17 protein-coding genes are annotated in these 14,072 nt (G+C 55.4%); 1 reads left to right on the plus strand and 16 read right to left on the minus strand.

The window, feature by feature from the left end:
• Positions 1 to 10: 10 nt before the first annotated feature.
• The 8 genes from B5F19_RS09215 to mobC form a co-directional block, all read right to left on the minus strand.
• Complete coding sequence (locus tag B5F19_RS09215) at positions 11 to 778, minus strand: class D sortase (protein ID WP_087289810.1); 768 nt, start codon at positions 776 to 778, stop codon at positions 11 to 13.
• The gene (locus B5F19_RS09220) at positions 775 to 1,677 is read right to left on the minus strand and encodes a hypothetical protein (RefSeq protein ID WP_087289811.1); all 903 of its coding nucleotides are present in this window, start codon (positions 1,675 to 1,677) and stop codon (positions 775 to 777) included. Before B5F19_RS09220 ends, B5F19_RS09215 begins: the two co-directional genes overlap by 4 nt.
• A 105-nt stretch (positions 1,678 to 1,782) precedes the next feature.
• Complete coding sequence (locus B5F19_RS09225; protein ID WP_087289812.1) at positions 1,783 to 2,190, minus strand: DUF3846 domain-containing protein; 408 nt, start codon at positions 2,188 to 2,190, stop codon at positions 1,783 to 1,785.
• A 101-nt stretch (positions 2,191 to 2,291) separates the two neighbouring features.
• Positions 2,292 to 3,086 (minus strand): Fic family protein, encoded by a 795-nt coding sequence (locus B5F19_RS09230; RefSeq protein WP_087289813.1) that lies wholly within the window; start codon positions 3,084 to 3,086, stop codon positions 2,292 to 2,294.
• 392 nt (positions 3,087 to 3,478) lie between these two features.
• Entirely contained in the window at positions 3,479 to 4,345 is an 867-nt protein-coding gene (locus B5F19_RS09235) for a hypothetical protein (protein ID WP_087289814.1), read from the minus strand.
• A 24-nt stretch (positions 4,346 to 4,369) separates the two neighbouring features.
• Complete coding sequence (locus tag B5F19_RS09240; RefSeq protein WP_087289817.1) at positions 4,370 to 4,963, minus strand: PcfB family protein; 594 nt, start codon at positions 4,961 to 4,963, stop codon at positions 4,370 to 4,372.
• A 19-nt stretch (positions 4,964 to 4,982) separates the two neighbouring features.
• Complete coding sequence (locus B5F19_RS09245) at positions 4,983 to 6,365, minus strand: relaxase/mobilization nuclease domain-containing protein (RefSeq protein WP_087289820.1); 1,383 nt, start codon at positions 6,363 to 6,365, stop codon at positions 4,983 to 4,985.
• Positions 6,365 to 6,583, minus strand: a complete 219-nt coding sequence (gene mobC / locus B5F19_RS09250) for a plasmid mobilization relaxosome protein MobC (protein WP_242972767.1) — start codon at positions 6,581 to 6,583, stop codon at positions 6,365 to 6,367. The genes B5F19_RS09245 and mobC overlap by 1 nt, the downstream gene beginning before the upstream one ends.
• A gap of 174 nt (positions 6,584 to 6,757) precedes the next feature.
• Here mobC and B5F19_RS17150 point away from each other — a divergent pair, with 174 nt between their 5' ends.
• Positions 6,758 to 7,552: an SLATT domain-containing protein gene (locus B5F19_RS17150; protein WP_140394201.1), complete on the plus strand. Its 795-nt coding sequence runs from the start codon at positions 6,758 to 6,760 to the stop codon at positions 7,550 to 7,552.
• A 96-nt stretch (positions 7,553 to 7,648) separates the two neighbouring features.
• Here the strand turns inward: B5F19_RS17150 and B5F19_RS09255 are convergent, their stop codons facing one another.
• The 8 genes from B5F19_RS09255 to B5F19_RS09290 form a co-directional block, all read right to left on the minus strand.
• The gene (locus B5F19_RS09255) at positions 7,649 to 8,515 is read right to left on the minus strand and encodes a hypothetical protein (RefSeq protein WP_087289824.1); all 867 of its coding nucleotides are present in this window, start codon (positions 8,513 to 8,515) and stop codon (positions 7,649 to 7,651) included.
• Positions 8,516 to 8,524: 9 nt separating this feature from the next.
• On the minus strand, positions 8,525 to 9,121 hold the full coding sequence (locus B5F19_RS09260) for a hypothetical protein (RefSeq protein WP_087289826.1): 597 nt from the start codon (positions 9,119 to 9,121) through the stop codon (positions 8,525 to 8,527).
• Positions 9,118 to 9,522, minus strand: coding sequence for an LPD28 domain-containing protein (locus tag B5F19_RS09265; protein ID WP_087289829.1), 405 nt, complete (start codon positions 9,520 to 9,522; stop codon positions 9,118 to 9,120). The genes B5F19_RS09260 and B5F19_RS09265 overlap by 4 nt, the downstream gene beginning before the upstream one ends.
• Positions 9,523 to 9,534: 12 nt before the next feature.
• Positions 9,535 to 9,999: a hypothetical protein gene (locus tag B5F19_RS09270; RefSeq protein WP_343219426.1), complete on the minus strand. Its 465-nt coding sequence runs from the start codon at positions 9,997 to 9,999 to the stop codon at positions 9,535 to 9,537.
• A gap of 69 nt (positions 10,000 to 10,068) precedes the next feature.
• Entirely contained in the window at positions 10,069 to 11,121 is a 1,053-nt protein-coding gene (locus tag B5F19_RS09275) for a hypothetical protein (protein ID WP_087289833.1), read from the minus strand.
• Between the two features lie 82 nt (positions 11,122 to 11,203).
• Positions 11,204 to 12,121 (minus strand): ArdC-like ssDNA-binding domain-containing protein, encoded by a 918-nt coding sequence (locus tag B5F19_RS09280; protein ID WP_242972768.1) that lies wholly within the window; start codon positions 12,119 to 12,121, stop codon positions 11,204 to 11,206.
• A 106-nt stretch (positions 12,122 to 12,227) separates the two neighbouring features.
• Positions 12,228 to 12,518, minus strand: coding sequence for a hypothetical protein (locus tag B5F19_RS09285; RefSeq protein ID WP_140394202.1), 291 nt, complete (start codon positions 12,516 to 12,518; stop codon positions 12,228 to 12,230).
• A gap of 5 nt (positions 12,519 to 12,523) precedes the next feature.
• On the minus strand, positions 12,524 to 14,072 hold a 1,549-nt coding region (locus tag B5F19_RS09290; RefSeq protein ID WP_087289839.1), incomplete at its 5' end, for a ParB/RepB/Spo0J family partition protein.

Here is a 14,072-nt window from a genome sequence, read left to right on the forward strand (position 1 = left end):
CTTCCTCCTTTCAGACTTCTACCGCCTGCACCTGCCAGCGGTAGGCACGCTGGTCCCGGACGCAGGTGAACAGAGTCAGGCGGTTGTCCGTGGTGGCGGCAATGCCGCTGGTGTCGGTCTCCAGCACCTTTTCCACCGACACTACCTCATAAGTCCGCGTCCCCAGCTTGGTGGTCCAGGTAATGGTATCCCCTGGGTCCAAAGTGTGCAGGTCACCAAAGTCATCCCGGACGCCCCGGTTGTGTCCGGCGATACACACATTTCCATCCCATATACTGGTATCTTTGAAGTGCCCAGCACCTTTCATCAGGGTAGAGCTGTCGGTGCCCTGGTACACCTTCACGGACAAATCAATAGAGGGGATTTTCAGCGTGCCCAGGTAACCGCCGGAGTAGTAGAGGTCGCTGGTCACGTCCGTCCATCCTGTGGAGGTGGTTCCGGTCCATCCGGAGCCCGTATCTACGGTAGGATAGGTAACGACCCCTACTTGGGAGACCAGACCGCCGCCGTCCAGAGCACCGGGCACCAGATTGGGGGTCAGGGCTGTTCCGGAGCCGGGCAGATAGCTGGTAGGCGTGCCGAAACCGGGTGGGACCAGGGCCACGTTCTTGCTCCGGTCCACGTTGGGGTCCTCCCACTCATAGATGGTATCGTCGCTGGTGGGCCGGGCGAACAGGTAATCGTCTGGAGCATCCATGGTGTACTCCAGGGCCCCAACGGGGGTAATGCAGGCCGCCGCCAGCAAAACGGCCGTCAGGCAAAGGGCTTTCCATTTCATTTGTTGTACTCCTTCCACTCCTTTTTCGACTTATACTTTTGAAGCAGGAACCGGCCCAGGACCACCAGGCCCACAGTTCCCGCCCCGGCGGGCAGGATCAGCAGCCAGCGCCAGTCAAATCCGCCTGCCATGTCTGGCTGGGGGATCTCCGTGTTTTTCTCCTGCTCCTCCGTCAGGCCAAAGACGGCGGTGTAGCGGACAATGCCGCTGGTGGTCTTGGTCACTTCCCCGGTGTAGTCTGCTGTGACGGTGTAGCCGGTAGCATACTGGCTGGTGGCAGTGCCGGTATAGGTGGCGGTGGCGTTATAAAATCCCCCGGCCTCCTGCCAATCCACATCTGCCAAAGTGAGGGTGCGCCCGCTGTCCTGGATGGACTTTGGCACCAGGGACACATCTGCCTCGGAGAGGTTGGGGTAGCTGCGGGTGGCGGAGACGTTCCGCGTGGATGTGCCATAGTCAGACGCCTCCACTTGGATGCTGGCCGTGTCCAGGGTAAGGACGCCAGTATAGCCGTCCTCCGTGGTGGCCTCACAGGTAGCGGCCAGCAGGGGCATGATCTTCTCCATATCCTTGCTGTCGCTGTCCAAGGTCACGGTCTCTGTGTAATACTTGCTGTCCGTCTCCGTCTGGTCCTCCTTGATAATATCCAATAAGGTATAGTGGAGGCCAGAGCGTTCAAAATCCTCTGTGGGGATCTGCGCCGGGTCATCCAGCGGAGAGAGTTCGTAGGTTTTGCTGATGCGAAGTTCATCCAGGTCTCCCGCCGTGTACTCCAGCACCTCCGTAGGGTACAGGACAGCGGGCGCGGCGGATGGAGACGCCTCGGCGGCCAGGGCCGGGCAGGCCATGGTATAGACAACTATCACCACCGCAATGATGGGTGCAACTCGTTTTTTCATGTGGGATCATCTCCTCCTTAAATAAAATAGCCCGGAAACTCCCCTCAAATTGAGGAACATTTCCTGGCAGAGAGACAACTGTATTTCACCATCTTGAAAGAAAGATTATCTTACAAAAGGCTCAGGGGGCTCCCGCTGTTTGGATGGTCCATTTTTGATCCGCGGCGTGACCTTTAGGGTGATAGGTTCATTGCCGTTTACTCCAATCAGAAGCTCCGCACGGGAGAATCTTTCCTTGTAAGTCTGAATCTGTTCCGAAGTCAGAGAGCAAAAATTCTCCTCCCCCAGGCCACAGATAAAGAAGGTGCCGCACACGCCGCCATACCCGCCGTCCATACTGCGATTGAAAGGCAGACCGAGGAGAAGTCCCTCATCATTGCAGACCACTGCCACCGGCTCCTGGAAGGGATAGATGGCCTGGATCAAGCCGCCGACTACTTCCTGCATTTCTTGAAGTCCATTGATTTCCTTCTCGTATGGGGCATAGCCGGGTTCTACCACTAAAACATTCAAATACGCCAGTCCTTTCTAAATGTCCCTCAAATTGAGGGAAGTTTTTACAAAAAAAGCTGCCTCCCAAAATATTTGGGAAGCAGCGCATTCAATGGATGAAATTATCGCGTGGGGTTGTTCCTGCTTTGCTCTGGGAGCTTGATGCGAAACATTCGGCAGTAATCTTTTTGGGCCTCCAGCTCGCATTGACAAATCAGCTGGAAAAAGGCCGCGTCGCTAGGATTGCGGCTCCGCTGGGCCTGCTGGAGGGCAGTGATATAATCGTGACGCAGGACAGGCGGGATGGAGACGACACAGTAGCCCTTATTCACTAGGATCAGATTCATCAGGAGCCGGGCGGTACGTCCGTTGCCGTCCTGAAACGGATGGATGTCCACCAGCCGCCGGTGGGCATAGGCGGCCAGCAGGACCGGATGTGTGTCGTTTTTCCGTTGGTTCAGATCCTCCACCAGTTCGGCCATAAGGCCGGGCACCTCATCCGCCGTGGGTGGGATATACTCCGTGCCGGTGATAAATACCTGGTCCTCCCGGTAGCGCCCGGCATGGTCCGGATCGATACCGCCGTAGAACAGGGCGTGAAGGCGGAGAATATCTTCCTCCCGGAATTGCAGCGGCCCTCCTCTGGCGATTTCCAGCATATAGTCGTAGGCCCTGGCGTGCCCCGTGGCTTCGTAGCAGTCCCGGATGGGTTTACCGCCTATGGTGATCCCATCCTCCAGAAGCACCTTGGTCTCAGAGAGAGTCAGGGAGTTGCCCTCCAGTGCGTTGGAGGTGTAGGTGGTGCCAATGCGGAAATAGGCGTCCAGTTCCTTCACCTCATTTGGGGTCAGAGGGCGGTGCTCTCGGATGACCTGCGCGTAAGCGTCAATGCGGTCTAAAAGAGCTTTTTCAGTCATAAGCTCACCTGCCTGTAAAAAAGAAATGAAAAGGATAATTTATTATAACACGCCGCCGAAAGACAAACAATGGGAAACCTGGTGTGAAAATGTCCCTCAAATTGAGGGCCGTTTTACGGGCCGCTGCATAATTGTACAGCGGCGGGAGCGTTCCCCCCGCGCCGCCTTCCGGAAAGCCCCCGCCTCCCAGTGAGGCAAAGCCGCCGTCAGGCGGCTTTGGGGGTGTTCTCCCCTTGGAGACAGAACAATCCGCCGGACGGTCCCAGTCAAGGCCCGCCCAGTTCGCAGACTGGGCGGCTCGCGCAAAAATTGCGAAGCAATTTTTGCGGCCTTGACAGGGAACGGCTGGTGGATTACCCTCCTCTAAGGGGAAACACTCCCGGCCTCTGGTCTTATCTCATATGTCGTTGCGGCGGAATGCGGCCTCTCTGCTGGGGAGTGATGTCCCGCTCAATGGTACCGCCAAACTGCTTGCTCATGTTCTGAATCTGGTCCAGAGCATATCTTCGGTCCGGAGCTTCCCAGCCGTCATACAGGTCTGCCAGACGGGAAAGGTCCGGGGTGGCGCATTTCACACCATACCTCCGGCAGAGGATGTAGGAAATGCTTTGAGCATCCAAATCGACCTCTTGGCGCGAGTAGGCCGTGTTTACCCCCTTGGCGTGGATGCGGGAATGTGCTACTTCTGCGGCAATGGCGGAAAACGCTTCACTGTCCGAGAAGGACGGGTTGACGGCCAGTTCCATGTTTTTGCTGTCGTAATAGGCCGCCACAGGCAGTTCGTGGTCGGTGGTCACTGGGACAACGGAGTAGTTAAGAATCGTACGAAGGGCGATACTCATTTCCTTGGTGTCCTCCTGAAGCTGGATTTTCTTCATGTCCCGTCCCGCAGTCTGGCGAATATCGTAAGCGTCCGTGAGCCGGTATCCCCGGCCCAGAGTGTTTCGGGCAAAGATTTTTACGCCCTTTCCTCGCTCCAGGTCCATGACGCTGCGGTTAAGGGTTTTCCAGCGCTCCGGCGTCCCAAACACAGTGGCCTCCGGGTCCTGGAACATAACCAGAGCGATATTGCCCACGCTGTATGCGGGGTTGTCCCCCTGCATATCCAGGTACTTCACATACATCTCCGGATTGCTGGTGATCTCTACGATTCCAGCGTCCTGCATGGCGACGATATTTTCCCGGTCCGCCTGGCGCTGCTCCCGCCACTGGGTATCCTGCTGAGTCTTTTCCGCAATGATTTCTTCCAAATTGGCCATTTTCAATTCCTCCTGCTGTGATGTTTACTTGGTCTGCTGTGGGGATCTTTGTCTGGGGCTGCCCTCCCTCATACTCTCCGACGCGGCCCGGAGGCCAGCCAGCCTCGCCCGGACAGATGGCTTATCAGTAATCGTCTCCATATCCGTTCTCTGCCTGACTGTCCAGCCATTCCCGCGCTGTAGTGAGGAGGGCTCTGGCGGAACGCGGCGGACGGCTTTTTTTGTCGTGCTGGCCTCCTGTTCCTGAACGGGAGCCGGATAGCCCCGGAGCTCCAGATAGCGGTTGACCAGGGGCACATAGTCACTGTTTGTCACAAGGCTGACAATGCCGTTGGAGGAACGGATGTCTTTGACGGCGGCAAACAGCACCTGTTTCTTGGCGTACTCTCGAAAGTCGTCCAAGTCCTCCTCCCGAATATGAAAAACGGCCAGCCCCCGGTCCATTTTCAGCAGCTTCTTCATGTTGGTTTTGCCGTACAGCTTCTTATCGTCTCGGGAGAGTGCCAGCAGAAAAGCAGCCAGATTTTTGCTGCCTCCGGCCAGCATTTTGATGGCGGCCTCAGTGATTTGAATGCTTTCTTTTACCATTAGATCGGCTACTTCGCCGCTGTTGTCCATTTGATTTCACCTCTTAAAGTTAAAGATTGGGTTGCTCCTCTGTCGGGTTCGATCTACGAGAGGCGGTTTGATGATAGAGCGGTCGGTCCCGAGAAGTTGGGTTTCGAGCCTCTACCGCTGCCCGGACCTTTGGAATATCGCTCTCAATGCGGGCGCACAGCTTCAGGTCCCGGCGCAGTATCCGCAGTTGTGTGGTGATTTGCGCAATCCCCGTTTGGACTCCTACGTCCCCCCTCCGTTTTCGCTGGTATAATTTCTTCCGCCGCTCTGTAAGAGCGTCCATCTTTGCCTGGATGGCGTCATACTGCATGGAAAGCTGGTTAGCCGTTTCAAGGCGGTTCTGGCGGAGATACCGGAATTGCTCTTGGTAGCGTTCCAGCTTCAGCAATTCCTCCCGCATGGAAAACGCCGCCCGGTTTCTCGGGCGGCGCTTGGGCGGTGGGTTGAGCAGATAGAGATACTTCAAATATAAGAGTTGGAAGCCTGTGAACTTCCGGCGGCGGTGGGGCAGGGGCCCCCGCACCCGATAGTGCCGCCCCGGCTCCAGAAGGTGAAACACAGCTACGGCGATAGCTGGAGCTGGCGGCGGGGCCTCGCCGGAGCGGATGGCGGCAAGGCGGGCCTGAATGTCCGCCTCCGTGTATCCCTCGCCCAGACTGTCCAGACGAAAATAGCGCTTCCCACCCGGAGGCAGGACGGCGGCATGCTTTATGCTGGGACCGGACTTGACCTGATACCCCATTTGCTGGAGCTGTCCCAAAAATGACTTGTAGGTGTAGGATCGCCGGATGGCCTCGTCCACATCTCGACGAATCAGCCCACGGACGGTAGGTTTCCCTCTGCGTTGGGCCTCCCACTCCGCACGGCTCACCGGCGCACCTTTCAGGGGCTCGCCTGGTTCTATGACGGACAGGCCATGCTCCCGGCAGATAGCATCCGATGTGCCCCGGATACCCTCATAGTAGTCCTTCAGCTGGTCTCGGTACATGGCTCCGTCCACAAAAGATACGGAGTTGAACACGATATGGGAATGAAGATGGGCCTTGTTCAAATGGGTGGAAACGACGGCTTCATAGCGGTCCCCTAAAAGGCGTTGGGCAAATTCCACGCCCACAGCGTGGGCCTGATCCGGCGTCACTTCTCCAGGCGCAAAGGATTGAATGATATGGTATCCTTTTCGTTTCCGGTCCTCCTTGCCCCACCGCCGCTTGGTGTCCAGCATATCCTGATACACCCGGTCTCGGGAGCAGTTGATGGCTGTCTCATAACAGATACGCTCCGTCTTTGCCCGGTCCAGGGCGTAGTCGATAGCGGCTTCCAGGGAGGTCTTTTCCGGGTCCTGTGTGTAGCCCACGCACTTGTCCAGGCGGTTGTGGATGACTAAAATCTTAGTATAGGCCATTACAGGGTATCCCGCACCAGCCGGACTGCTTCCCGTACCAAAAGAGCGGCCTCATGGATTTCCTCCTGGGTGGCCTCTCCTCTGGCGTTGGCCTGAAATACCAGTTGATTCACGTTATTGCCAATGGCGTTCAGTTCCCGGAGCAGGGCGGCGTAGGTATCAGGGGGGCGGGGACGAAGCTGAACACCCATGATGAGTTGACGGATAAAAGGGTCCATACCTAGACCAGATGCTTGGGATTGTTTTTTCAGGTGTTCTAATTCTTGGGCATTAAGCCAAACACTAATATGGTAATTACGAGTACGCATAATTATTTTTCTTAACATCAATGTTGAAAATTGTAAAAAATGGGTGTAAACTTGAAATAAAATTAGACAGGGAGAGATGTTTCAATGAGCGTTCCGCCATATAATAAAGATAAATATTACCGAATAATGGATGTTACTCAATCCAATTATGCTAATCAACTGAAAAGGTTATCCCGTGATAAGAAACGAGCTGATTTTATCTTAATTTACTATAGTTTAGCTTTGATAATATACTCGTTGTCTGTACAATTCTATCCTGAAATATTTGATGAAACATGGTCATCATATAGTAGTATCATCCTTTCAGTAATTGTATTGGTGTATTCTGTTGTTAACAGCCACGCTGAATACTCAGGACGCATTTCTTCTATTCAGCATGCACTCAATGAAGTAAAGCGGTTAAAGCGTGAAGTCGGAAGTTTGCCAAATTTAGCAGATGACGATCCGCTATCGCCCTCATGTGGAGAAAACCAAGAATGTGAGCAGTGTGTATCTTGCGAGTCTAGTAAAAAAGACGCATGTGAAAAACTCGATAGTTTAAAAAAAGAATATGATGATCTTGTTAGTGCTACAGAAATTCGCGATGATTTAGATTTTTATTATACCATTCTCCATCTTTGTAAAAAGTATGACATTAATCCAAAGACAGGACGGTATTGCAACGGAGTTGCAATAGATAGCAAAAATGCAAGTGCTGAAATAAATGATCTTATAGGATATATCTCTGAAAACAATCCTAGACAACAATCATTTCATGTAATGCTGTTAAAGTTGTGGCATGCAGTTTTATATGCAACGCCTATTGTAATTTTTATTGCAAGCGCAGGTCCTATTTTAAATGTAGTGCGTAGATTTATAAATGCATTTTTACCCATGTAGTACAGAAATATGGGGTTTCAGGGGCTCCGCCCCTGACCAGCGGCATTTGTGCTACCAAATGCCATGCTGGCGCGGACAGCGGCGCAAGCGCCGCTGTCACCGGGTCGGGGCCGTTTTTCTCCGGGTCGGTTTCTTGGGACCTTTCCGGGCGGTCTCCGGCTTTTGAACGATCTCCCGGTTTCGGTGCTGATTCAAGGGTGTGGTATGTAGCTTCTGTGCCATAGTTGGTTCCTCCTCTTGTGGTGTGTCTTGATGGCTGGAGGACAGCGTCTCCTCCAGCAGGGCCGCATCGTCCTCCAAAAAGGAGATCATTTCCTCCATCCGTTCTTCCAGGGATGCCTCCACAGTATAGCCTGGGAGAAGGATGCCGTTGACGGAGAAGCGGCCCTCCTGCCCTTTGGGGATGGGTGGAGAGATCTCTGTAAATAGGTGGGCGTAGGCTTTAATCCGGCCTTGCAGGTAACGCTCCATCTCCTCTTTTGTGGCAAACCGCTTGTCACTCTGCCCGGCAATCTTCCAGCCGTCGCCGGTATAGTCGGGGGTGGGATGTTGGAGCGTATTATAATGAATATCCCAGGATAAAGCGCAGTTGATAAGAGTTCCATCCAGCTTTTTATTTTCGGACACGCGATACGACATTTTATAGACCATGTTGCTCAATACGTTCCAGCCAAATTGATTGACCTTCCACTGGTTGGACGTATGCTCCACCGGCAAGGCCCGCAGATACTCTCTGGCCTTGCGGATAGCTACAGTCTCCGCTGCCTGCTTCTTCCACTCGGCCTCTATGTTGGAAAACTTGGAGAAAATGGCTTTTTCCTGGGCCACGCTGGCCTCCTCCAGAGTAGTCAATTCCTCCCGCGGCAGTTGGATCAGTTCCGCAACACGGTCCAACTTTTTATCTGAATAGTAATGGGCAGATACTTCGATCTCCCATCCGGGAGTGATATGCGTATATGCCATAGCCGCCCCCTATCTAACCGGGCCGCCGGGTAACGCCCGGTTCTTTTTCGGTGTCCAGCCCTTTTGATAACGATGCTCCGTCATAATTGTGCGGACCAAGGCTTCCTCATTTTCGGGCAGATAGCGGATGTGCCGGAGCGTTCCATACTCCCAAAACAGGTCCTCCATGGCCGCCCTGTACCGCTCCGGCTCCATAGAAAACCGCCGCCCGGAGTAAAAGACCAGTTCCACAGCCTTGACCTCCATCGCCGTGTGTTCCAGGCGACGGAGGTGCGCCGAGAAATCGAAGGAGCGTATATCCCCTGTGGGACTGTCCCGGTCCTTGCCTTTGAGAATGATACAGTATGCCGCCTCTCCGGCCTCCGGTTGTTGGCCGGTCCATACCCAGTGTCCGTGGGAGCCGCGGAGGAACACGTCCCGTTCCCGGACACACAGCCCTCCGTCGGAACGGGGAATCCAGTAAAAGGTCCGTTCCTCCATCTCGTACTCCAACACAGCCGCCCGGAGCATCCAGAGGTCCGGGCGGAAACTTGCGGGAGTGGAGGGGGTAGCCCGGCCGCACAGTCTGTCCAAAACAGGAAACAATTTCACATTTGTCTCTTTCATCGTGCCATCTGCACCGCCCTTGCCCGGCTGTGCCGCCGCTGTTCCGGGCGCATAGCCGGGGATGGCTGGTAGTTCGGGTCCAGGTACTTGGCCTCAAATTCCGCTGCTGTCAGACGTTCCGCCCCTTGCCGCTCGTCAAAGTCGCCGGGGGCCAGCTCCAGATAGCCGCTGGGCGGCAGGGGCAGAGGGCTGGCAGTAAGCACGGTGCCGAAGTGCTCCACTGTAATATGCCGCCCCAGAAGGCAGGGCTGGCTCCAATCGTTGGGGTCGGTCTGCATTTCATAGAGGTGCATCCACGGGGGGAGCGTAGTGCGGTCCACCCGTTGGGAAGTAAATAAACCGGGTACGGTTAGGATTTCCACAGCTTCAAACCGTTCTGTGCTTGCGTTGATGTGATTCATAACTTCCTCCTGTTATCTCCCCTCAATTTGAGGGGACTTTTTGGGCCGAGGTCCCCGGCGGGAAATAAAAGGGATATCCTCAGCCAGCCGATACCGTTTGGCCAGTTCCTCCGGTGTCACACGGTCTCCGCAGACATACGCGCCGATACCGATACACCGGGTCAACCTCCGGTTCGTGCGGATGCCGTTTCGGTCCTCCCACCGTCCGACCACCTGTGCCTGTTCCGTCATTGTCCGGCGCACATCCGGGTTATCCCTGGAGGGCCGCAGTTCATACTGATCCATTTGATCCGGGGTAAGGGGGGAGCGGTAGATGACCTCCCCCCAGGCCCGGAACGCGCCGTGCTCCACGCTGATCCGCTCATCGTAATTAAGAAAGCCCGCCAGGGGGTTATCCGGGTCCTTGGGGTAAGTCCCTATGTCCACGGGCCGCTGGGTGGAGTAATAGCGGTAAAGTTCCTGCTGTTCTATTTTGATCCACTCCTTTGGCTAAATAGTTTTGTGTGTCTTCCTTCAAGCTAAGGACAGCTTGGCCACACCGCTAAATCAGGCTTGGATATTCCAGCCTGCTTCCGACAGGGCGGAGAAGTATGCAAATGTCTCTGGCGTAAGCTGTCTCATCTGCTCCACTTTTTCCTCGTGGTCGGAATGGGTTAGGTAGTAGGCAAAGTATTCTGCAAAATACTCTCTGGAATTCGTTAAAGCGTACTCCCTTAGAAATGCCGATGCCGCAGATGCTTCCCGCTCAAACAGATTCTCACTTTCCGAGGGGCGTTGCAAAATATAGTCTAAAAAATGCCCGAATTCGTGGAGGGTCGGTCCGGCCTCGGACACATAGATTCGTTTCGCGCTGTAATCTGTCGCTCCGGTGCAGTTTGCTCCGCTCTGTTCGCTTAACTGAGCTAAGTATGGGAAGTTAACTGTATAAATCCATCCCATATCCTCAAATGCCTGCAAAACCGGCCCGGGTACCTGGCGGAGCTTCAACAAATAGTCATTCATATTGACGCCCGCATCATTTTGAATTGGCAGTTCGTCAAGCATGGGAGGCGCCTCTACTTCTAATTCTTGGGTCAGGAGCATGCGAAGGAGCGCGGCGCTCTCCTCCCCAGTCACCAGTTCCAGCGGTTCCGCATTGGGCGGGCATAACCCCAGCTCTGCCCCTACCCGCAAGCAGTTATCGTAGACAGAGAGGGACTCACCCCCCGGATAGAGGGAGTAGTCATAAAGGGACAGCCCAGCGGCCGCGAAAGCGCTCTGGTACAGCGCCCCCCGGCACATATAGAGATCTGGTGCTGTCATCATGCTGACGGACAACCAGCCCCGGCGAAACGCCTCTGTCAGACAAGGAAGCTCCTCGCCGGCTTCTTCAGAGGGATACGCTTCGCACAGCATGGCAGCCCACTGTCTGGCTGTGATGAACTGCTCGGAGGAATACAGTTCGATGGAGGTTTCCTGCGGATATGTAACGGACTCGCACTCTCTGGACTCTTCCTGATTCCCAACGGAGTTGGCCGCCGCAAAGGCTGGGACATTCAAGGCGAGAATCAGAACCAGCGTTAATATGCTGCGTAAGGTTCGATAAAAACAGCGATACATTGCAAATCATCCTCATATTATAGTGTAGTAGTAATGAAAGCCCCTCTCCAAGGGCTGTGCCGCTATGGCCGGATACAGTAAATCAGCGGGTTTGCGGCTTCGTCGTTCGTTTGGAAGTCTGTTTCCGCCGACGCTGAAAGACGGGTTCTGGCGGTGGCAGCTCCAGACACTGGCGCTCAATGCCGTCGATTAGTTCAGCGGCAGTATTGCGAATACACTCCAGGGAGGACCGCAGCTCCTTTTGTTCTTTGCCGCTGCTCCACCCGGCAATATAGCCGAAGGAGTAGTCTCCGGTGTCCAGTCCTAAGTATTGGCAGACGGTATAGGCCACACTCTCCGCTTCCACCTCACGGGTACGCCGTTCCTTCTTATGGGCTCCCACAATGATCCCGCCCTCCACCGGGAGCGCGTGCAGTTTTGCGTGGGCAATCTCATGGACCAGCGTTTTGACGGTCTGGGCCTGGCTCATGCCAGGGCTGAGGGTGATCCTCTGCTCCGCGTGGTGATATGCCCCATGGACACCTGGCGGCAGGGGCCCCTCAGTGATGGGGACGGGGGAGATGGATGTTAAGGCGGACAGCAGTTTTTCATAGCCCTCTACGGTGCCTGTCAGGGTCTCCACGCCCAGGCTGGGGAGCTCCCGTCCCTCCGTCTGGCTGACATCAAACACCGTAGCCGTGGTGAAACCAGTTTTTTTCACCCATTTCTGCTCCCTGGTGGTCTGTCCGTCCGGTCCGGTCTCCTCCACCTCTTCCCGCGTCCAGTAGGGACAGGGGGCCAGAATGGTGATGCCGGTCTCGCCCGCCTTGACATGGCGGCCGAATTTCCGTTTCCAGTCTCCATAACCCGCCACCATGGAGGCGTGCGGACACTGGAGCTTGATAAGAAAAATATTGCCGTAACTGTAGTGGTGCAGTTTGGAAAGAGACCACAGATAGGCGGCGTACTGGCGGCTCTGGAACAGGTCAGTGATACCGGCCTCCAGTTGATCCGTTAGCACGCGCACACACTCCATGCGCTCTTGAAAGTCGATTTCTCACACCTCCCTGGAAAGTTCCCTCAAATTGAGGGAACATTTGAATATAAAAAGACCCTGACATGGTACGTTACCGCTCCATGCCGGGGTCTTTCCTGTGATGCCGGGGCCTCCAGTCCAGGTGTCCGGGCGGAAGCTCCTCCCTAAGTTCATCCACCCGCTGCTTCATATTCTTCCGGGCGGCCTGTTCGTCTCCGAAGTAACGCCCAAAGTTGTACCCCTGGAAATTGTCGTGGGTGTAGCACTTCCAGGTGACGTAAGGAGAGGCCGCTGTGGGGCTGTAACCCAGCACTACCTTCGTGTCGCCCACCCGGCGGCTGTCGATGATCTCATAGCTCTGGCACATTCGTTTTCCGCTCATTCTGTTCACCTCACCGGCGTATCAGCCTTTTTGGCCGTCACGGCCTTGGCTTTTTGGCGTTCCAGGGCGATCTGACGCAGTTTCAGCCCCTCCAGAATACCCTGCTTCACGTCCGGGATAGTGGTGCGCTTATCAGGAAAGAAGGGCCGCAGGTCCTCCTCCAGCATTGTGACCTTTAGCGGTGGCATCTCCTCCCGCTTGGTGGGGGCTACCGCCTGCTCGATCTTCTCGGTGGTCAGCTTACCGGCCTTGCTCTCTGCCTTCAGCTCCTTAGCCTTGGTGCCGGAGGGCACCTTGGCCTCCTTCTGGATAGCATCTGCCAGCACTTTCTGCTCCGCAGGCTTCATTTGTGCAATATCCGCGCCGGTATTGACAGGAATTTTTCCCTCGTCCACCATGTCCTGGAGTTCTGGGACCAGTTTATTCAAAGTTTTGTACCGTTGGATGGTGGCGGGGCTCTCGCCCACCTGTTGGGCCAGCTCCTCGTCGGCGTTCATACGCTTGATTCCCATAGCCTCGTCCTGCGCGATCTCCTCCTTGGTGCGGCGGCCCATCTTCCGTTTCATGGCGTCGGTTTTCATCTGGTAGGCGCGGGCCTTCTCCATGGGGCTGATCTCCTCCCGCTTGAGGTTGGAGTCCACCATGGAAATGATGGCCTCGTCCCGGTCCAGATTGCGGACGATAACAGGAATATCCTCGATCCCGGCCAACTGGCAGGCGCGCATACGGCGGTGGCCGGAGACCATCTCATAGCCACCGTCCTTATGGGGGATGACCATGACCGGCTCCAGCACACCGAATTTCTTGATGCTGTCCACCAGGTCCCACATATCCTTGTTGTCACGGACCGCGAAGGGGTGCCCCTCAAAAGGCCGGATATTCGCCACCTTCATGGTCGTGACCGTCTCCGGCTGTCCTTCCTTAGTCAGGGGGATTTTCAGGTCTTTGGGCAGTTCCTCATCCTCCAACTCCTTCCCAGCAGGTGGCTCCGGGGCCTTGTCTGCCTTGGCTGGCTCCTCTGGGGGATAGGGGACCAGCTTGCCGGGGACCGGCATGAGCGGCTTATCCCGGTGCCCCCTGCGGTATTCGCTTGCCTGAGCTAAGGTCATTTCGTACACATCCGCCCGGACCTCCAGCATTCCTGCCTGTTCCAGCGCCTTGCAGCGGTGGAAGCCGTCTACCAGTTGGAACTCTCCCTCTTTCTCACTCTTGCGGAGAATGATGGGCTTTTGCAGGCCGTTTTTCTTAATATCTGCGATCAGACCGCTGTAATCCTTGCGGGGCTCATCCTTGACGTAGGTGCCGGGCAAAGGTATGATTTTGGAGAGGGCGACGAAACGCAGATCGGGGGATCGTGACTCCTGCTCCTTTGGATTGGCTGGAGTATCTGCGGTGACTTTGGACGCCTCCTGCTCCTTTTCATCCTTGGGTTTACTGGGATCAGACACAGGAGATTTCTTCCCATCGGCAGGCTTGGCAGAGGTGTCCACGGGAGCCTTGGGCTTCTCCTGTCCCTTCTTCTCGCTGGTAGGCTTGGCGGGGGGGTCTGCGGGG

Source organism: Pseudoflavonifractor sp. An184, from assembly GCF_002160305.1.
GTDB lineage: Bacteria > Bacillota > Clostridia > Oscillospirales > Oscillospiraceae > Lawsonibacter > Lawsonibacter pullicola.